The sequence below is a fragment of the Tunturibacter gelidoferens genome, from assembly GCF_040358255.1.
Taxonomy (GTDB): domain Bacteria; phylum Acidobacteriota; class Terriglobia; order Terriglobales; family Acidobacteriaceae; genus Edaphobacter; species Edaphobacter gelidiferens.
The window spans coordinates 2560556-2580911 of the sequence record NZ_CP132938.1 but is presented as its reverse complement, the minus strand read 5'-3'; the positions used below and the strand labels follow the sequence as shown (position 1 = coordinate 2580911).

Here is a 20356-nt window from a genome sequence, read left to right as displayed (position 1 = left end):
CGCCCCACCCCAGACCCGAAGCCAATCAGACGCTCCCGTCGTGCACCCCATACTCCCCGAAGGCGAGGCCATCCTTCAGCCTCCCATGGACAACACCCCCAATGACGCGCCCGAGGACGCTCCTCACCGCATCCCCAACCTCGGCCACGCCCTCCTCTTCCTCTCCATCGCCGGCCTCTTCCTCTTCCTCACCCAGCTACTTCTCCTCGGCTTCACTCACGGTCCCGCGATCGGCGGCAAACTATCAGCCGCCTCCTTTCCGCCCAAGCTGCTCATAGCCTCAGAGGCGTTCACCTACCTCGCGACCCTCGCCATCTCCTGGTTCGTCTTCCCCCTCCTCTGGAAGCGTCCCTTCGCCAACGGCATCGACGCGAACCCCGACGCCGCCCGCCGCAACGCCTTCCGCCTCATCCCCATCGGCCTCACCCTCTCCTTCGCCGTGCAGGCCATCTCATCCGTCATCGCCATCCCCAAAGACATCCCCATGGACGACTTCTTCCGCACGCCATCGGACGTCTGGCTGGTCACCTTCTTCGGCATCCTCCTCGCCCCCCTCTTCGAAGAGATCCTCTTCCGCGGCTTCCTCCTTCCCGCCGTCGCCATCGCCTACGACTGGCTCTCGCTCCCCCGCACCCCCGCCGCCCGCGAGTTCTGGTACTCCAACAACAAGATCTCCACGCCCGCCCTGGTCTTCTCCGCCGTCTTCACCAGCATCCTCTTCGCCGCGCTCCACGGCCAGCAGACCGCCTTCACCTGGCCCGTCCTGCTGCTTCTCTTCTGCGTCTCGCTCATCCTCAGCGCCATCCGCATCCGCCTCCGTTCCGTCCTGGCTTCCACCCTCATCCACGCCAGCTACAACTTCACCATCTTCCTCACCGCCTTCATCGCCACCGGCGGCTACCGCCACCTCGACCGCATGACGCGCTAAAGCAAATTTCTTGTTGCTATAGCTATAGAGGTGTTCTACCGCTCATTTTTGTTGTCATTCCGCACCCTGAGCGAAGTCGAAGGGGGAGGAATTTGCTTTTGCCCTCCGTTCGGCATCCTCTACATCAACTCGAAATTTGCTCTAGCTCGAACACCTGGCCCGTCGTTTCACTCAATCACTGATCCCGACAATCTGCCTCACGTAGCGCGGCGCAGCCGCCTCCTTCAGCATGAAGCTCGCCACATCGGCTCTCGAGATCACGGTGCCGCCCTTCGGCAGGTGCCCTGCCACCTCTCGTATCCGACCCTTTGCAGTCTGGTTCACCAGCCGCGGAGGCCGCACCATCGTCCACTCCAGATCAGGCTGCATCATCTCAGCCTCCGACCTCACATGGTCTTTCACCACATTGTGAAACAGCGTGCCGCCAAATAACGCAACCATCGCTCCTGCGTCCGAAAACAAAAACGCCGACGTGACGTGGATCAAACGCCTCACTCCGGCCACCCGCATCGCTTGCACCACTGCATGCCCAAAATCACGCCGCAGCGTCGTCTTGCGCAGGGTAGACGGACCAAATCCGGAGATAACCACCTCACTCTCGCGGACAGCAACAGCCATCTGCTGCACATCAAAAAGATCGCCGCCAATCACACGCAACCGCGGGCTCTTCTGGCTTACCTTCTCTGGAGAACGCACAAACGCCGTCACCTCATGCCCTGCTTCGAGCGCACCGGAAACAAGCAGCCGTCCGATCCCGCCCGTCGCACCAAGAATCATTAATCGCATTGCATTCTCCTCTCACTCACTCTGTCCAGCACCCTCTTGTTTAGCGCCTTCGCATCTAGCGCTCCGCTCCAGCCTTCGCCGGAAGACCAGGAATCTGCACGCCAATCTGACGCAGCACACCAAGCTGGTCCACCTGAATCCAAACCTCGGCAATCTTCACTCCCTCAAACCGGTAGAACACCACGCCATGATTGGTCAGCTGTCGCCCCGTCGGAGCCACACCAAGAATGGGCACCGTATTCGTCGCAACCATCGTCCATCGCGCCGCGCCCTTGTCCCCATTGGCTAACACATCGTCCACCGTGAAGTGACGATCCGGATACATCGCTCGAACCTGCTGCATGCCTTGCTCGAACGCAGCCAGTCCCCTCTGTTCGTTCGACCCCGTATGATTCACCACATTCGCCGTCACCAGCTCAGGCAACAAATCCGTCCGCCCTTGATTCAGGCACTCCTCATAAAGACGATGGATCGTAGCAGCATGGGCATCAACGTTCGACATCTGTCCTCCTCCTTGCATGGAATGGGCCGCAGGCTGCTGCGCCGCGGAGTTGAGAGCCAACGCGCCGATTGCCACCGAAAACGCAATCGGAAGAGACTTCAAGCGAAACGCATCGATTTTCACAACAGCACCTCATATTCGATATATATATTTATATCGAATAATTGACTATACTGCGAATGTGAAGAAAAAGTCCACCCCCGGCTCAACCGCAAAAAAGAAGCCCAGGCAGAAGCGAACCTACGAGTCCCCCGCCCGCCAGCGTCAGGCCGACGAAACTCGCAGCCGCATCGCCGCAGCCGCGCGCCTGCTCCTTACTCGCAACGGTTACGCCGGCATGACCATCCCCGCCGTAGCAGCGGCCGCCGGAGTAGCCGTCCCCACCGTCTACGCCATCTTCGGCTCCAAAAAAGGCATCGTTGCAGAGCTGCTCGATCAGGCCCGCTTTGGCGACGACTACCACGCTCTCGTCAACGAGGTTCAGCAAGTCACCGCCCCCCTCGAGCGCCTCACCTTCGTCTCGCGCATCGCCCGCCGCGTCTACGAGTCCGAAGTTCCCGTCGAAGATCTTCTCCGCGGAGCCGGCATGCTAGCTCCCGAACTCGCGTCCGTCGAAGAGGAGCGCGACTGCCAGCGCTACGATCGCCAGCTCCTCGTCATCGACGCCCTCCACAAGGCAAAACTATTCCGCCCCGGTCTCACCCGCGACACCGCGCGCGACATCCTCTGGTGCCTCACCAGCCGCGACCTCTATCGCATGCTCGTCCGAGACCGAAACTGGACTTCCCAGCAGTACGAAACCTGGCTTAACGAAGCCCTCCGCCGCGAGTTGGTAAAGACCACCTAGGCTTCAACGCCCTCCAGTGATCGATTCCATAAAACAACGCCAATTCAGCCTGTCAAGCCCCTAGTCTGCTCAACCATATGCAAACAAACAACTTCCATGTGGCGTATTGGTTTCACCAAATCCGCTACACTGGATACACATCAGCAAAAGCCCCGGACAAAACCGGGGCTTTTCCCGTTATCCGCCGCTAACCCCAATCAGGAGAAGAATTTAGCTATAACCCATTTCGATGGAATAATTTAGCGATCCAAAAAAACGTATATCACTGCAAGCAAGAGGCTTATCTCTGGGTCCCCCCAGCGGGTACCCTCCCCGAACCGCCCATCACAACCTGCTCTACAATCGACCTGACCATGTCAACCGACAGCCGCACCACCCTCCTCAACCTCATCGCGACCCACTCCTTCAAGCTAGGCGACTTCACCCTCGCAAGCGGACAGAAGTCGGACTACTACATCGACTGCCGCATCACCACCCTCCACGCCGAAGGCGGCCGCCTCTCCGGCCTCGTCCTCTACGACCTCATCCGCGAAATCCTCCCCAATCCCGAAAGGATCGAAGCCGTAGGCGGCCTGACCATGGGTGCCGACCCCCTGGTCTCCAACACCGCCAGCGCAAGCGCCTGGGCGCTCGCCGACTACAACGAGATCGCCGAACTCTCCGACGCCCTCGAACTCGATCCCGACGAACGCAGCGACGAAGGCCCCGCACCCACCCTCATCCACGGCTTCCTCGTCCGCAAAGCCGAGAAGACCCACGGCACCGGCCGCCGCATCGAAGGCTTTCTCAAACCCGGCGCCTACGTCGTCATCGTCGACGACGTCTGCACCACCGGCGGTTCCACCATCACCGCCATCGAATCCACCCGTGAAGCCGGCATGCACGTCGCCGGAGTCCTCTGCCTGGTAGACCGCGAACAGGGCGGCCGCGCCAACATCGAAGCCGCCATCCCCGGCGTCCCCTTCCACTCGGTCTTCACCGCCTCCGACGTCCGCGCCGCTCACATCGCTCAGCAAAAATCGAGATGAGCGCAGCCGAACAACAATCCAGAGCGCTCGCCTTCCTGCGCATCTCCATCGGCCTTCTCTTCCTCATCTTGGCCGAGTACAAACTCACCAGCACCAAATTCATCTGGGGAGGAATGGCCCAGAACATCGGAGGGTTCCTCAAAGAGGGCTCCTACGCCTTCATCCGCCCCCTGCTCAAAAACATCATCCTTCCGCACGCCGTCTTCTTCGGCGCCGTCGTCGCCATCTCCGAACTGTTGATTGCACTGAGCTTGCTCGCAGGAGTTCTGGTCCGCTGGGCTAGCCTCGGCGGTCTGACCATGGTGCTGCTCTTCCTCTTCTCTTCGAACTATCCCGGCCCCAACTCCCCTTTCTGGCTGTTCTTCGGTGCCTCTCTCGAGAACTCCGTCCTCGCCCTCTGCTTCATTGCTTTCCTGATCAGCCCTCCCCCGCAGCGCTGGATTCCTCGCCAGCCCAAGCAATAAGGCAATCTCCCACCTCTCCAAACAAGCCTCGCGCATTCGCCGTTTTCCGCTGTATAAACGCGTTGCCAAGGGAAGTTCCTGTTTATTTTCTTGACTGTCTCCCATCGCCGCTGGTAGGGTTCGTTCGCTCTTCAAACAATAACTATTCCGGGCCTGAAAAGTTGTAACACCTTTCGGAGGTTTTCACGTGATCACGCTAAAGAAACTAAGACTCATCATTCCCCTTCTCGTCCTCGCTCTATCACCCTGTGTCTTCGGGCAGGCAGTCAACGCAACACTGCTCGGCACGATCAATGACCCAACTGGGGCAACTGTTCCCGGGGTCAAAGTCACCGTGATAGAAGCCGCGACCGGCGCCGTTCATCAGACTGTGACCAACGAGAGCGGCAACTACACCATTCCCGATCTTCCGCCCGGAACCTACAACATCACCGCAGAGGCTCCGGGATTCAAGAAGGACACGCATCAGAACATCGATCTCCTCACGAACTCCTCCACACGCATCGACATCTCCATGGTGACCGGCAGCGTCTCGGAGACCGTTCTTGTGACGACCGCTCCCCCTCTCCTTCAGACCGACCGTGCCGACATCAGCACCAAGATCGAGTCCAAACAGGTCGCTGATCTACCCCTCGGAACCAACCGCAACTTTCAAACACTGCTTAATCTCGTTCCCGGTATGGCGCCTGCGACCTTTCAACACTCCCAATTCTTCAATGCCGCCAGCACGCTACAAACTGAAGCGAACGGCCTGCCACGCATGGGCAATCTCTACCAGATCGAAGGCATCGATGACGATGAGCGCACCGGACTTCTTCAGATCATCATCCCGCCCGCGGAGTCCATTCAAACCGTAGACATCTCAACCAATAACTTCGAAGCAGAGCTTGGCCGCGCCACCGGCGCCGTCACCAACGTCATCCTGAAATCTGGGTCGAACGCCTTCCACGGTTCGGCCTTCGAATTTATTCAGAACAGCGCCGTAAATGCTCGCTCCTACTTCGGTGGCCCCCTCGGTCATCTGTCGTACAACTACTACGGCGGCAGCATCGGCGGTCCCATTATCAAAGACAAACTTTTCTTCTTCGCGGACTATCTCGGAACCTCAGATCATGAGCGCGTTAGCAGCACTCTCACCATTCCAGATTCGCGTTATTACACTCCGAACGCTCAGGGCAACATCGATCTCAGCGCTGCCCTCGGAGCAGTCGACCCGGCAAGCCAAACCAAGATAGGCCAGGTCTTCGATCCCGCCAGTGGAGATGGTAAGACGACACCGCGCACACCTTTCGCGAACAATCAGATACCGATCAGTGCGGTCAATCCAGTTTCGCTAAAGATTCTGCAGATGGTGAATGCTGCAGCCCTTACCAATGGAACCCTGAACCATAGCGCGCCTCTCATCAACCCTGCCAACAACTACACGACCAACCTTCCTTTCACCAAGGGCACAAACAGCTTCGATACAAAGGTCGATTGGACCATCAACGAGCGGAACCACCTCAGCGGCCGATACAGCTATCAGCGTGTCAACACCTTCCAGGCTCCCGCATTTGGCTCTTTCCTGGGTGGCCCTGCTGGCGGCGGCTTTGAAGGTACCGGCCTCCAGACCTCTTACAGCACTGGCGGCAACTACGACCACATCTTCTCTCCGACCCTCTTCACGGAAGTCCGATTCGGCGTTGCCCACCTGCGAAACAACTCACAGCCAAGCGACTACGGCTCCAACGACGCGGACGCTCTGGGTGTCCCAGGCGTAAACATTGCGGGACAGCCCTTTACCTCCGGACAGGTTGGCCTCACCATCAACGGCGGCTTCTCCGGAACTCTCATCGGATACTCAGCCTCGGTCCCATGGATTCGCGGCGAATCGAACATCGACTTCGTTAACAACTGGACTAAGGTCATCCGCAACCACACCATCAAATTTGGTGGCGACCTTCGCCGTGTCCGCGACGACCTGCTCCAGGATCAAACCTTCAGCCCACGCGGTGCATTCACCTTCTCCGACGTTCAAACTTCAAGCAACGTCTGCCCGTCCGGGCCAGCCAGTTGTGTCGCGGCAAAAACAAACATCTCCAACGACATCGCCAGCTTCCTCTTCGACCTTCCCAGTCAGACGGGACGCGACCTCAACACCTTCTTTCCGGCCTACCGTCAATGGTGGTTCTTCGCCTTCGCCAGCGACAAGTGGCAGGCAACCTCAAAGCTGACCGTCGACCTCGGCATTCGCTGGGAGTTCTATCCGCCTGCAACGCCAAGGCACTCCGGTGGTTTTTCCAACTACGATCCCACGACCAACAACATCGTCATCGCGGGCACCGGCGGCAACCCGGACAATCTCGGTTTAGAGACTCGATACAGGTACTTCGCACCGCGTACAGGATTCGCTTACCGCGCGACAGACGATACCGTCATCCGCGGAGGCTTCGGCATCAGCTACATGCCGTTCCCGGACAACGTCTACGCCTATAACTACCCGATCCGCGCCAACAACAGCTATCAGCCGGCGGGAGCATCGCCCTTCACTCCTGCAGTACTTGGTGATGGGGTAACGCCAGCTACCTTCCAGGCCGGCTTCCCCGCCCCGGTAAAGGTCACTATCCCCTCCAGCGGCATCATTCCCGCGAACACCAGCTTCTTGAAAAATCAAGCCTATTTTTACATCCCTAAAACCTTCAAGAATGCATACGCCGAATCCTGGAACGTCGCAGTGCAGCAGGCATTCCGTGGAAATCTCTCGCTTCAACTCGCATACGTCGCAAACCACGGCGTCGATATCTCCGGCGCTCAGAACATCAACCAACCGACGACCTACGGCGGGGGCGCAAAGTCTGATCCTGAAAATATCCTGTTCGGACGCACTGCGGCGACCAATCAATACTTCCTCCCCTTCTCTTCCAACTACCAATCCCTTCAGGCGCAACTGACAAAACGATTCTCAAACAGCCTGGCATTTACCTCCGCCTTCACCTGGGGCAAAGCAATGGGCTACATCAGCAATAACGTCTCGCCCGCGAACAGCCCTGACGATGGCGGCCTCTTGTTCTATGCGAACCCTCGCAAAAACTACGCTCCACTCGACTTCGACCGCACCCTGAACTTCGAGCAGAGCTTTACCTACGAGCTTCCCTTTGGTCGTGGCCATAGCACTTTCAACTCCGGCTTCGCGAACGTCGCTCTCGGAGGCTGGAAGATCTCCGGAATAATCTCTGTCCTCTCCGGCCTTCCCTTCAGCGTCCTCACAAACGGTGCAAACCTCAACACTCCCGGAACCTCTCAGACGGCAAACCTCACTGGCACATACCATGTCACGCATCAGGTCGGTGCGAACGCGCACTGGTTCGACCCGACAGCCTTCTCTGTCCCCAGCGGATGCCCTACAAATACCACCTGCACACCTGAGAATGTCGGCGCCGGCAACACCGGAAGAAATCAGTTCCGCGGCCCTGGTTATATTCAGGACAACTTCTCCTTGTTCAAGAGCTTCAATATCTTCCGAGAAGCCACCATGGAGACTCGCATTGAAGCCTTCCAGTTGAGCAATACCCCGCAATTCGTCTTCAATCCAAACTTCAGCAACACCAACAACTGCTGCACGGCTTCTAGCTTCGGTCAGATCACAAACACCCTCGGCAGCGGCCAGGGCAGCGTAAACGGGGTCGGAGGAGGCCGCACCCTGCAGGCGTCGGTGCATTTCCTGTTCTGAGAATCAACTTATTGGCCGGTCAACGCGTCCATTAGTTGACCGGCCTTTACTCAACCCGTCGTACCACTATCGATTCCTTTCAACCACGAACAAACAGGAGAAACATGCCAGGCGTTTCCAGACGAAATTTTCTAGCAGGAGCCGGAATGGCCGTTGCAGCCACCGCAGCCCGACCATTGTTTGGCCTCCCTACCGCGGCGCAATCCCCCTTCAAAATCGCAGTCATCTCGGACGAGATCTCGCAAGACTTTGATCATGCCTGCTCCGTCATCGCGAACGACTTCGGCCTGCACTATGTGGAGCTGCGCGAGATGTGGGGCAAGAATCTCCAAACCGTCTCCGACGCCGAGATTGCCGAAGCTCAGAAAATCCTCGCGAAATACAGCCTTCAGGTCACCGACATCGCGAGCCCACTCTTCAAAGTCGACTGGCCCGGCGCCCCCAAGTCCCAATACAGCTCCAAGGAAGACCTCCACGGCGCCGCCGAGTCCGCCTACAAGCAGCAGGACGAAGTCCTCGCTCGTTCCATCTCTCTCGCAAAACAGTTCAAGACCGACAAGATTCGCTGCTTCGACTTCTGGCGCCTGGATGACGTCGCTCCCTACCGTGCAGCCATCAACGAGAAGCTTCGAGCCACCGCTGAGATCACCGGCCAACAAGGCATTCTCTTAGTCATCGAAAACGAATTCGCATGCAACACTGCCACCGGCCGCGAGGCAGCAAAGACCCTCGAAGCCATTCAATCCCCGCACTTCGTCCTCAACTGGGACGCCGGAAACGCCGTCATGCGCGGCGAACTCGACGCCTTCCCCGGTGGCTGGGACGCTCTGCCCAAAAACCGCATCCACCACTGCCACTGCAAAAACGCCGTCAAGGACGACACAGGAAAGATCGTCTGGTCGCCCGTGGATAAAGGTTACGTCGACTGGACCGCACAGTTCCGTGCCCTAAAACAAGCCGGCTACCGCGACGCCGTCAGCCTCGAAACGCACTGGCGCGGAGCGGGCACCCCGGAAGCCTCCACGCGAATCAGCTGGGCTGGCATGAAGCAGTGCCTGGTGAACTCGGGAACCTTTTAGACCGTCTCGAGCGGCAGCCATCACTTCGAAAGATATTCTGTGCCGTTTCAGACCATGGGAGAAAAACAATGATTACCAGACGAGAGTTTCTCGACACACTAGCAGTAGGAGCAGCGGGCCTCGCTGTCGCATCAACCGCAAAGAGTTACGCGCAGATCCTCGGCTCCAACGACCGCCTCAACTTTGCCGTCATCGGTGTTCGAAGCCGAGCCTATGCTCACCTCTCCGCGCTCAAGGCGAACAAGAAAGATGCACGTATCGCCTATGTCTGCGACGTGGACAGCAACACGCTAAAGAAGTTCGCCGACGACACGCAAAAAGAGATGGGCGAAGCACCTGCAGCCGAAAAAGACTTTCGCCACATCCTTCAACAGAAGGACGTCGACGCCATCACCATCGCTGCGCCCGACCACTGGCACACCCCAATGGCCATCGCTGGTTTACAGGCAGGTAAGCACGTCTACGTCGAAAAGCCCTGCAGCCACAACCCGGCCGAGGGCGCGCTCCTCGTACAAGCCCAGCAGAAGTACGGAAAGCTCGTCCAGATGGGCACCCAGCAGCGCTCCTCACCCCACACCATTGAGATCGTCGACAAGATTCACAACGGCCTGATTGGCCGTGCTTACTTCGCCAAGGCCTGGTACAGCAACGTAAGAAAGTCGATCGGCACAGGCAAGGAAGCGCCCGTACCGCCGCAGCTCGACTGGGACCTCTGGCAGGGTCCCGCGCCGCGACGTGCCTACACCGACAACATTCAACCCTACAATTGGCACTGGTTCCGAACCTATGGCACCGGCGAAACCCTCAACAACGGCACTCATGAGATCGACGTCTGCCGTTGGGCACTCGGTGTCGACTTCCCCGACCGGGTGACCTCATCCGGTGGACGCTATCAGTTCAAGGACGACTGGCAGTTCTATGACACTCTCGTCACCAGTTTTTACTACGCCGATAAGATGATCACCTGGGAGGGCAAGAGCTGCCAGGGAATGAAGTACTACAACCGAGACCGTGGATCGGCCATCATGGGAACCACTGGCTCTGTGCTCGTCGATCGCGACGGATACGAGATCTACGATCTCAAAGGAAACAAGACCAGCGAGTTTGCAACTGGAAAAGAAACATCCTCCTCCGATCTCACCGGCCGCGACTCCATGACCGACGCTCACTTCGCGAACTTCATCGCCGGAGTTCGCAAGGGTGAGAAACTCAACGCTCCCGTCTCCATTGGAAACGTCGCCGTTACCATGCTTCAACTCTCCAATGTCGCCTGGGAGGTCAACCGCGAGCTTCAACTCGATAACACCGACGGGAAGGTGCTGCATGATTCTGAAGCCATGAAGATGTGGGGCCGCGACTACGAAAAAGGCTGGGCGCCTCACCTCTAGGCTTCTTCAAAACAGAGTGTGACGCTCGGGCTTCCCACCCTTCGCGCCTTTGCGAAGGGTGGGAAGCCGATACTGTCCACATCGCAACAGCAACCAAATACTTTCGTCGCTATCACCTACCACAACCTTCGTCCGCAAAACCTCTTCTCAGCAACGAACTTCAGGAAAGCGCGAGCCCCCACCACTCATGACCAATACGCTCTCACGTCGCAGCTTCGTCCAATCCGGCGCTCTCCTCGCGGCGGCAGGAATCACCTCCAACGCCCTTCCCTCCCTGGCGCTGCAGCCCTCGCACGCCGCCGGAGCGCCGTCTCCCATTCAACTTGGTCTGGCCAGCTACACCTTCCGCAACTTCACCCGCGCACAGATGATCGGCTTCATGAAGCAGCTCAACGTCACGGAACTCAACGTGAAGGACACCAAGGATCATCTTCCCATGGATCCAGCGGAGGAGAGCAAGGCACTCGCAGACTACACCGCCGCCGGCATCAAGCTCCACGCCGCCGGAGCGATCTACTTCGCCAAAGACGAGGATGCTGACATCCGCAGCAAGTTCGAGTACTGCAAACGCGCCGGAATCTCCGTCATCGTCGCCGGCGACCCAGCGCCCGACACCCTTCCCCGCGTAGAAAAATTCGTCAAGGAATACGACATCCGCATCGCCATCCACAATCACGGCCCCGAAGACAAACTCTGGCACTCCCCGCTCGATATCCTCAAGGCCGTCAAAAACATGGACCCACGCATCGGCTGCTGCATCGACGTCGGCCACACCGTCCGTGCGGGCACAGATGTAGTTCAAGCCATTCACGAGGTCGGTCCACGCCTGTTCAACGTCCACATGAAGGACCTCACCAACTTCGAAAGCAAAGAAAGCCAAGTTGCCGTGGGAGACGGAATTATGCCGGTGAGAGGAATCTTCGAGGCTCTTATCAAAACCAAATACAAAGGTTTCGTCGACCTGGAATACGAGGTCCACGCCGACGACCCAATGCCAGGTGTCATCGCCAGCTTCTCCTACATGCGAGGCGTCCTGGCCGGAATGGGATATCTAACCCACGGCTGATCCCGCCAGATCTCCACTACAAGCAATCCGAGTCACGCCCCGATATGAATCTCGTCGTCCGATGTCATTGTTAGCGCGAGAATGTTATCCTGCCGCTGGCTGGCGCGGCTGAGTTCTCTGCTGCCGACGGATTTGACAGTCGACACAAGCAATGACGATGGGCTAATCCAGAGGGGCGGTCGTCGAGATGAAGGAGCAGCATTGAACACACTTGAGATAAACATCAGGAACCACGAGGGAATAGAAGCCGTTGAACTGAGCGGTGCACTCGTCCTCGGCGTTCCGGTCAATAACCTGCGACAAAAAATAGACAGTCTGACTGCTCATGGAGCGACCCGGTTCGTCTTCAATCTCACCGGCATCAGCCGCATGGACTCGAGCGGCATCGGACTCCTGGTGATGATCATGAGTTCAACGAAAGAGGCGGGCGGGGCCTTGAAACTCGTAAATCCATCGAAGCAAGTAACGCAAACCTTGAAGATGTGCAACCTTTTACCGCTCTTTGAGGTGTTTTCCGAGGAACAGGAAGCTATATCCTCTTTCTCTAATCCTGAGTGACCACACAACACAGCGCCTCTCAAACGCTGGCTCCAGGATCGACGCACACGATCGCTTTAGGCGACTGTGTTGTATTGTTACCTTCCTTCTGTCTCGATAGAGATTAGTGCGGAAGAAGCATAACCCGCGTGTAGAGATCCTTTGCACTGAATCCTCTCAAGTCCAAATTCCAACCGACGCATCTCTGAGACCGCGAACCGATGGTCAAAGACCCTCGCCGTTCAGCCCCGTAGAGGGAACGTTGCCATTCGGAATCCACGCCTGGACGCATGAGAAGAGCAGTCAAATGTGCTGGGCCCTGCCGCAGGCTACCTGTTCCGAGCCCTATGACCGATATCGACGAGAAGAGGTTCCAGATCTTTTCATGAGCCTGTAAGCCTCAAAGCCCAACCTTGACAGTCATTTGTCGGGACGTGCATAGTCTCTACCGGTCAAACGTTTGCCTAAATCACACCCTGTCTCCAAAGAGAGTTCAGCCATGGCGAAGATTTCCTCAAACGTTTCCAATCAGGAGGCATAATGCAACACTTTCATTCCAGCAACACCACTCATCTCACGAGGTTCCTGCATTCTGTGCTGGGCCCGGCCGTTGTCGCGATCATATTCAGCCTGTGCGCCGTCACCGCTCACGCTCAATTCCGCGCGTCCATCCAGGGAACCGTAGCCGACCCCGAAGGCGCCGTCATTCCAGGTGCAACCCTCACCCTCACCGACAATGACACCGGCCGCGCACTCACCGCAACCTCCAACGACAGCGGCGTTTATAACTTCAACGCTCTTCCCTCGGACCACTTCACCCTCACCGCAGACGCGAAGGGATTCAAGCAGCAAATCATCAAAGACGTGCATATCATTCCCGAGCAGTCAAACGCCATCAACATAACCATGGCGCTCGGCGATACCTCTCTCTCGGTCACCGTCAATGGTGATCAGATCTCCGCTCTTGAAACCGAGACCGCCTCAACCAGCGGAACCGTCGACAGCAACCAGATCGAGCATCTCCCATCCGCCGGCCGCGACGTCTTCCAACTTGTCCAACTCGCGCCCGGAGTCTTCGGCGACGGCTCGCAGGGGGGCGCCGGTGGCACGAACAATCTACCCGGTACTCAGGGTCCAGGCGGCACCAACGCCAGTGCCGGTATCTTCGCTACCGAAAACGGGCCCCAGGCCGTCTCCAACGGCGGTCAATACGAAACCAATGGCATCTCGATCGACGGAATCAGTACCGTTAGCGCAGTGTGGGGCGGCACCTCCGTCATCACCCCAACTGAAGACTCCGTAGGTAACGTCAAGATCGTCTCCAACACCTACGATGCAGAGAACGGCCGTTTCAGCGGAGCCCAGATCCAGGTCACATCCAAGGCCGGCACCAACGACTTCCATGGCAGTCTGTTCTTTCGCGCCAGCCGTCCCGGCCTTAACGCCTACCAGAAGTACAACGGCCCCGGTTCGCTCACTCCGGGCACGGCCTCGGAACGCGGTCTCCTTAGAGACACTCAACGATTCAACCAGTACGGGGGCAGCATCGGCGGTCCCATCTTAAAGAACCGCCTCTTCGCCTTCTTTGCCTACGAAACCCAGCGAAACAGCTCCTCCGTCACCAGCACAGGTTGGTATGAAACCTCAGCCTTCGCGGCCCTTGCACCCGCTAACAGTATCTCGAAGACCTTCCTCACATTCCCGGGGGCTGGCGTCAGCTCCGCCGGCCTCATCAACCAGACCTGCGCGAACGTAGGACTAACCGAAAACGTCAACTGCCGCACCATCCCGGGCCAGGGCCTCAACATCGGTTCGCCGATCACCACAGGTCTCGGCACCCAGGACCTCACATGGCAGAGCACCGCGAATCCTGGAGTCGGCGGTGGACTCTCCAATGTAGCCGATATCGCCAACTACACCTTGTCAAATCCCAGCTCCATCACTGAGAGCCAGTACAACGGTCGCCTCGACTCCGACGTCACCAAAAAAGATCACATAGCGTTTGCCATTTACTGGGTGCCGCAGACTGTCACTCAATACAACGGCTCCATCCGCGCCTACAATCTCTTCCATCACGAACAGATCAATGACGCTTTCTCCGTCATCTGGAACCATATCTTCACGCCTTCCTTCCTGAATGAAGCTCGTGCCAACGCGGCAGGATATCGCTACAACGAGATCGGCTCCAACCCGCAGGCGCCCTTCGGCCTACCCACCGACTCAATCGGAGCACTCGGCAGTATCGCCACAACCTCCATCGGCAGCTTCGGCGCACCCGGCCCCGGCGATTACAACCAGTGGACTTATAGTTACCGAGACATCGCAACCAAAATCTTAGGGAACCACACCATCAAATTTGGCGGCGAACTGACACGCCTCTACTACCTCAACAACCCAACTTACTCCGCCCGTCCCAGCTATGTTTTCTATAACTACTGGGACTTCCTGAACGATGCACCGAGCTCCGAAAGTGGCAGCTTCAATCCGTTCACCGGCACTCCAGCCACCAACCGTCAGGACACACGCGAAGACCTCTGGGGCTTCTTCGCTCAGGACGATTGGAAGGTTCTCCCAAATCTGACCCTCAACTTCGGCCTTCGCTACTCCTATTTTGGGCCCTTCGGTTCGAAGGAAAATAACATTAACGCTGTCATCCTGGGCTCCGGCACCAGCACCTTCAGCGGTCTTAGCATCAGGCCAAGCAGCACACTCTACAACTCACAGAAAGGTAACTTCGGACCGCAGTTTGGCTTCAACTTCAGCCCGCCTCATTTCAATGGGAAGTTCGTCGTACGCGGCGGTTACGGCCTCAACTACAACCAGGAGGAGATTGCCATTGCGGGCAACGTTGCTAGCAACCCGCCGACGGTCGTCAGTCCGAACTTCTCCAGCGCCAGCCCCGCCAACATCAACTCGAGCATCGTCTACGGGATAGCGTCCGATCCTCACTCACTCTTCGGCTATCCCCCAAACCCGCACACCATCACCACCTTCAACAGTGCTAACCTGCCTGTCGCCGGCGGCGTCGGACTCGTATCTCTCCCTCACAATCTACCCACCATTTATACCCAGCACTACTCGCTCGATACTCAGTTCCAGCTTCCCTACCAACTCGTCGCAACGGTCGGATATCAGGGCAGCACCACCCGCCACGTCATCGTCAACTCCAACCAATACGTCACCGCTGTCGCTCAGGGTCTTCCCCTCAACCCACTCGTCAACAGCCTCCAGCTCTTCGGAAACAATGGAGCGTCCAACAACAACGCCTTCCTCGCAGGCCTCAAACATCAAATGTCGCATCACGTCCAAATCGACGCTCAGTTCCAATGGGCCAAGAGTATGGATGACGGCTCCGGCCCTTACTATCAGGACCCCTACCCCTATGCGCCATACTTAGCTCGCGGCCGCTCAGACTACAACGTAGGCAAAGCGTTCAAGATCTACGGCCTCTGGCAGCCCGTCTTCTTCCACGGCTCTAGCGCCTGGATGGAGAAGGTTCTCGGCGGATGGTCGGTCAGCGGCATCTTCAACATTCACACTGGATTCCCATGGACCCCCGTCTTCAATGCACCCGGAAGCCTCTACTACGCCAGCAGCGGCTACAGCCAGTTGCGTCCAGCCACCTATCTCGGCGGAGCAGGTCACAGCACCAGCAACGACGCCTTCAAATCAGGACCCGGTGTAGGCAACGGCCTGAACCAGAACTTCCCACTCGCCAAGACTGAGAGCGGGACCGCGTACTACGTCCCACCGACCGCACCCGTCCCGACCGGATCGGGTCCACTCGCAATGGCAGCCCTGCCACAACTCCCGGGAGTAGCTCGTAACTCCCTCGACGGCCCCGGCTATAAAGATGTCGATGGCACCATCACAAAAGCCTTCGGCCTTCCCAAAATGCCCATCCTCGGAGAAAACGCGCAGTTCGAGATCCGCGCCGATGCCTTCAATCTCTTCAACAACCTCAACTTTCAAACCTCCAGCATCTCCAACGTCATCACCTCCAAAAACTTTGGCCAGGCACAAGCCGCTCTCGGTGCACGAACCGTCAACATCCAGGCCCGTTTCAGCTTCTAGCCAACCTCTTCCCGTCTGCACCAAATCCACCCAGGTGCAGACGGGGAGTTCTTCACCGTCATTGCAAAGTTATTCGTCGTAACCTAAGTTGTTTGTGGACAACCAGAGCCCTTCGTCGTCACTTTGAATCGTCACCCAAGATCCTTTCGGTCGTCATCCTGAGCGAAGCCGAAGGATCCTGTATTTCGTCTTTACCTTTGCCTTCCCTGAACTCGAAGGGCAAGGTCCCAAGAAAAGTGGCTGCCTCATTTATGGTGCATTTTTATCCAGGTATTTTTCTACACACAAAAACCACGAAACCCGCGTCATTCCTGCTCCCGCACCACGCGAACATGGTGTTAGTTCACCACGTCGCACCACCGAAACATCACGTTGTCACCATGAATTCACCACAAGCTGCACACCCTTGGAGAGATCCCTCATGATTCGATCCCGCACTCTCGCCCTTGCCGCGCTTAGCCTCTCCCTTTTCAGCTCGTTCCCCCTCGCCGCCCAGCAGCCCGAGCAGATCCGCATCGACGCCGGCGCCCCCACCACCCCCTTCCCCCACTTCTGGGAGCAGACCTTCGGCTCCGGCCGCGCCATCCTCTCTCTCCGCCAGAGCTACCGCGACGATCTCCGCACCGTCAAGAACGTAACCGACTTCAAATCAGTGCGATTCCACGGCATCTTTCTCGACGAGGTCGGCCTCTACGACCCCGACGCAACGACGCAGAATCCCGGACTGCCTCCCGAAAAGGTCCAGGGCGCCGGCATCTACAACTTCTCCTACATCGACCAGATCTACGACGGCCTTCTCGCAAACGGCGTTCGCCCCTTCGTAGAACTCAGCTTCATGCCCCGCAAGATGGCAGCCGACCCAAACCAGACGCAGTCCTTCTTCTATAAACCAGTCGTATCTCCACCTAAGGACTACGCGCTCTGGGATGCCATGATCGCCGCCTTCGCCCAGCACTTGATCGACCGCTACGGCATCGACGAAGTCGCCACCTGGAACTTCGAGGTTTGGAATGAGCCGAACCTCGACTTCTGGGGCGGCCGACCCAACATGCCCACTTACTTCGAACTCTACGATCACACCGCGCTCGCACTCAAGAAAGTGAGTCAAAGGATTCGCGTAGGCGGACCATCGACGGCCCAGGCCGCATACGTCGCGGACTTCCTCCAGCACTGCAAAGACCACAACATCCCCGTCGACTTCGCCTCAACGCACGTCTACGCAAACGACACCGCCAAAGATGTCTTCCACACCGACGAACAGATTCCGCGAGACGTCATGGTCTATCGCGCAGTAAAAAAGGTGCACGACGAGATCGCCTCCTCTCCCTACCCCACGATGCCGCTACTCTTCAGTGAGTACAACGCCAGCTATTCGAACGAGCCCGACGTAACGGACACCACCTACATGGGATCCTGGTTAGCGAATAACATCCGCCAATGCGACGGCCTCACAGAGTCGATGAGTTACTGGTCGTTCTCCGACGTCTTCGAGGAACAGGGGGTCGTTCGAACGCCATTCTACGGTGGCTTTGGCCTCATCGCCGCCGACAGCATTCCAAAGCCATCATTCAACGCTTTCGCGATGTTGCATCGCCTTGGAGACCACAGAATCAAACTCGAGAATGAGGATGCATTGGCAACCAGATCGGACGATGGCGCCGTAGAAGTCGCTCTTTGGAACTATGCACCACCCTTCGGAACCGGCGCCGCCTATACCCCACCCCCCACCAGCAAGGGCACAGACAAAAACTTCCAGGTGACCGTCGCCGGCGTTCCATCAAACGCTAAAGTTGAGCTCTTGCGACTGGATGACGACCACGGAAATGCAGTAAAAGCATTTGACACAATGGGAAGACCGCGTGGCAGCCTCACGCAGGGCCAGATCAAACAATTGAAAGCAGCCGGTTCAATGGAACCTGCAGAACAACTGCGGCTCTCGGGCGGTCATCTGCAGATCACTGTGCCGCCACACGGCCTCGTTCTTCTTGTAGTCAAATAAACAGCCGCTGTTTGAGCGACTCGGGCCCGGTCCTGAACTCTTGAGTTAAGCCTGTGCCTCCTCGACGTGAAGTGAAACGCAGACTAACGACTCGTCACAATGCTTTGCGTCACAAGTAAAATTTTCTCCAAACGCCTCCCTCCGTCCAGAACGAGGTAACAATGACTAGCCGCAGAAGCAAGTTCCTACCGCTCTCTCTGATTCTTCTGTGCATTGCGTGGCCGACCTTCGCTCAATCTCAGGCGTCCGGCGACGAAGTCGTCACCATCGACCCCCACGCGACGACGACTCCATTTCCGCACTTTTGGGAGCAGATGTTCGGCTCCGGTCGCGCCATCCTCACCCTGCGCGAAGCCTACCGAGAAGACCTGCGCGCTGTTAAAAAAGTAGCGGACTTCCGCTACGTACGCTTTCACGCGATCCTTCACGACGAAGTCGGCGTCTACAACGAGGACGAGCATGGCAACCCCGTCTACAACTTCGCCTACGTCGATTCCATCTACGACGGCCTCCTGAAGAACGGTGTTCGTCCGGTCGTAGAGATCAGCTTCATGCCCAAGAAGCTTGCCTTCAACCCCGACGCTCTCCACCCCTTCTGGTACAAACAAAACGTCTCGCCACCAAAGAGCATGGAGCGTTGGGACGACCTCATCCAACACTTCGCCCAGCACTTGGTCGAGCGATACGGCATCGACGAAGTCGCCCAGTGGTACTTCGAAGTATGGAACGAACCTAACATCGACTTCTGGAACGGCATCCCCCGGCAAGAATCGTACTTCGAACTCTACGACCACACCGCACGCACTCTAAAATCCGTCAGCCCTCGTCTGCGTGTAGGCGGACCAGCAACGGCCGCGGCTCAATGGATCCCCGAGTTTCTCCAGCACACCGCGGAAAATCACATCCCCGTCGACTTCGTCTCCACCCATGGATACGCCGACGACACCGTCCACAACATGTTTGGCACCAACGAAGACATCCCCATGGACGACCGAGTCGGTCGCGCTATCGCAAAGGTTCGTGGAGAGATCAACCGCTCCGCCACACCTCACCTGCCGCTGTTTTGGACAGAATGGAACGTTCCGGGCATGATGGAGGCTCGCGACACGATCTACGTCGGCCCCGCCCTGGCCAACACAGTACGCGAGTGCGACGGCAACGTCGACATGCTCTCCTTCTGGACCTTCTCCGACGTCTTCGAAGAAGGCGGTCCCACCAGCACCCCATTTCGCGGAGACTTCGGCCTACGCGCCTTCGACGGAATCAACAAGCCCAGCTACTACGCCTACGGGCTCTTACACCAACTCGGCGATCAACGCCTTGCCAACGTCTCCAACAACGTTATCGTCACGCGAACGGCGAACGGAGATTTGGCGATCGCGGCATGGAATATGGTTGACCCCGGCCAACAGGGAACTTCCCGCGAACTAACCCTCCATCTGCTCGGTGTCCCACAAAACGCAAAGGCCGCGATTCAACGAGTCGACCAGACCCATGGAAATGTTCTGCCGCAGTGGGCCGCCATGGGTAAGCCCAAAAACCCGACACCGGAACAGGCCGAGCAGCTAAACCGCGAGACCGCACTCCCCGCCCCAGAAGAGATGGAACTTAGCAATGGAACTTTACACCTTAGTCTCAGTCCGAACGCGCTGCTACTGATCCACGTCGAAAACTCACGACATTGAATCGGCTCAGCCCAAGCCATCACACTTGCTCAGAGCGAGGCTCGGGGCATCCATACCCAGAGCGTCAACATTGTCTTCCGCATCATTCGACCAGACAGGAAGAGATTCAAGAACCCTCGACCTGGCGAATATTGTCATAAAAGAAATCTCTCCTCTACCAAAGACCCCCGAAGAGTGTATCTTCGCTGAACAACTATGACCGTCTATGCGGACCTCTCAACCAAATCATTTCCCCGCCAGTTTGGGGGCAACCCCGACTGCGGA

General features: G+C 57.6%; 14 protein-coding genes. 12 read left to right on the top strand and 2 right to left on the bottom strand.

What is annotated here, in order from left to right; translation table 11 throughout:
• Positions 1-40 precede the first annotated feature (40 nt).
• Complete coding sequence (locus tag RBB81_RS11445) at positions 41-928, top strand: CPBP family intramembrane glutamic endopeptidase (RefSeq protein ID WP_353073784.1); 888 nt, start codon at positions 41-43, stop codon at positions 926-928.
• Positions 929-1099: 171 nt separating this feature from the next.
• Here the strand turns inward: RBB81_RS11445 and RBB81_RS11440 are convergent, their stop codons facing one another.
• Together RBB81_RS11440 and RBB81_RS11435 are read right to left on the bottom strand one after the other, a co-directional pair.
• A complete protein-coding gene (locus RBB81_RS11440) occupies positions 1100-1714 on the bottom strand; it encodes an NAD(P)-dependent oxidoreductase (protein ID WP_353073783.1) in 615 nt (204 codons plus the stop codon).
• 55 nt (positions 1715-1769) lie between these two features.
• The gene (locus tag RBB81_RS11435) at positions 1770-2339 is read right to left on the bottom strand and encodes an ester cyclase (RefSeq protein ID WP_353073782.1); all 570 of its coding nucleotides are present in this window, start codon (positions 2337-2339) and stop codon (positions 1770-1772) included.
• Positions 2340-2397: 58 nt separating this feature from the next.
• Here RBB81_RS11435 and RBB81_RS11430 point away from each other — a divergent pair, with 58 nt between their 5' ends.
• The 11 genes from RBB81_RS11430 to RBB81_RS11380 all read left to right on the top strand — a co-directional run bounded on the left by RBB81_RS11430 (position 2398) and on the right by RBB81_RS11380 (position 20092).
• Positions 2398-3063, top strand: a complete 666-nt coding sequence (locus RBB81_RS11430; protein WP_353073781.1) for a TetR/AcrR family transcriptional regulator — start codon at positions 2398-2400, stop codon at positions 3061-3063.
• Between the two features lie 353 nt (positions 3064-3416).
• On the top strand, positions 3417-4091 hold the full coding sequence (locus tag RBB81_RS11425; protein ID WP_183789128.1) for an orotate phosphoribosyltransferase: 675 nt from the start codon (positions 3417-3419) through the stop codon (positions 4089-4091).
• Entirely contained in the window at positions 4088-4555 is a 468-nt protein-coding gene (locus tag RBB81_RS11420; protein ID WP_183789130.1) for a DoxX family membrane protein, read from the top strand. Before RBB81_RS11425 ends, RBB81_RS11420 begins: the two co-directional genes overlap by 4 nt.
• A gap of 187 nt (positions 4556-4742) precedes the next feature.
• Positions 4743-8264 (top strand): TonB-dependent receptor, encoded by a 3522-nt coding sequence (locus RBB81_RS11415; protein ID WP_348641567.1) that lies wholly within the window; start codon positions 4743-4745, stop codon positions 8262-8264.
• A gap of 146 nt (positions 8265-8410) precedes the next feature.
• A complete protein-coding gene (locus tag RBB81_RS11410; protein ID WP_353073778.1) occupies positions 8411-9343 on the top strand; it encodes a sugar phosphate isomerase/epimerase family protein in 933 nt (310 codons plus the stop codon).
• 68 nt (positions 9344-9411) lie between these two features.
• A complete protein-coding gene (locus RBB81_RS11405; protein ID WP_353073777.1) occupies positions 9412-10731 on the top strand; it encodes a Gfo/Idh/MocA family protein in 1320 nt (439 codons plus the stop codon).
• A gap of 187 nt (positions 10732-10918) precedes the next feature.
• Positions 10919-11797: a sugar phosphate isomerase/epimerase family protein gene (locus RBB81_RS11400; protein ID WP_179582029.1), complete on the top strand. Its 879-nt coding sequence runs from the start codon at positions 10919-10921 to the stop codon at positions 11795-11797.
• 201 nt (positions 11798-11998) lie between these two features.
• Positions 11999-12355 carry an STAS domain-containing protein gene (locus RBB81_RS11395; protein ID WP_353073776.1) on the top strand — a complete coding sequence of 119 codons (357 nt, stop codon included), beginning with the start codon at positions 11999-12001 and terminating at the stop codon, positions 12353-12355.
• Positions 12356-12874: 519 nt separating this feature from the next.
• Positions 12875-16408, top strand: a complete 3534-nt coding sequence (locus RBB81_RS11390) for a TonB-dependent receptor (protein ID WP_353073775.1) — start codon at positions 12875-12877, stop codon at positions 16406-16408.
• Positions 16409-16829: 421 nt separating this feature from the next.
• On the top strand, positions 16830-18407 hold the full coding sequence (locus tag RBB81_RS11385; RefSeq protein ID WP_353073774.1) for a GH39 family glycosyl hydrolase: 1578 nt from the start codon (positions 16830-16832) through the stop codon (positions 18405-18407).
• 161 nt (positions 18408-18568) lie between these two features.
• Positions 18569-20092: a GH39 family glycosyl hydrolase gene (locus RBB81_RS11380; protein ID WP_353073773.1), complete on the top strand. Its 1524-nt coding sequence runs from the start codon at positions 18569-18571 to the stop codon at positions 20090-20092.
• Positions 20093-20356 lie beyond the last annotated feature (264 nt).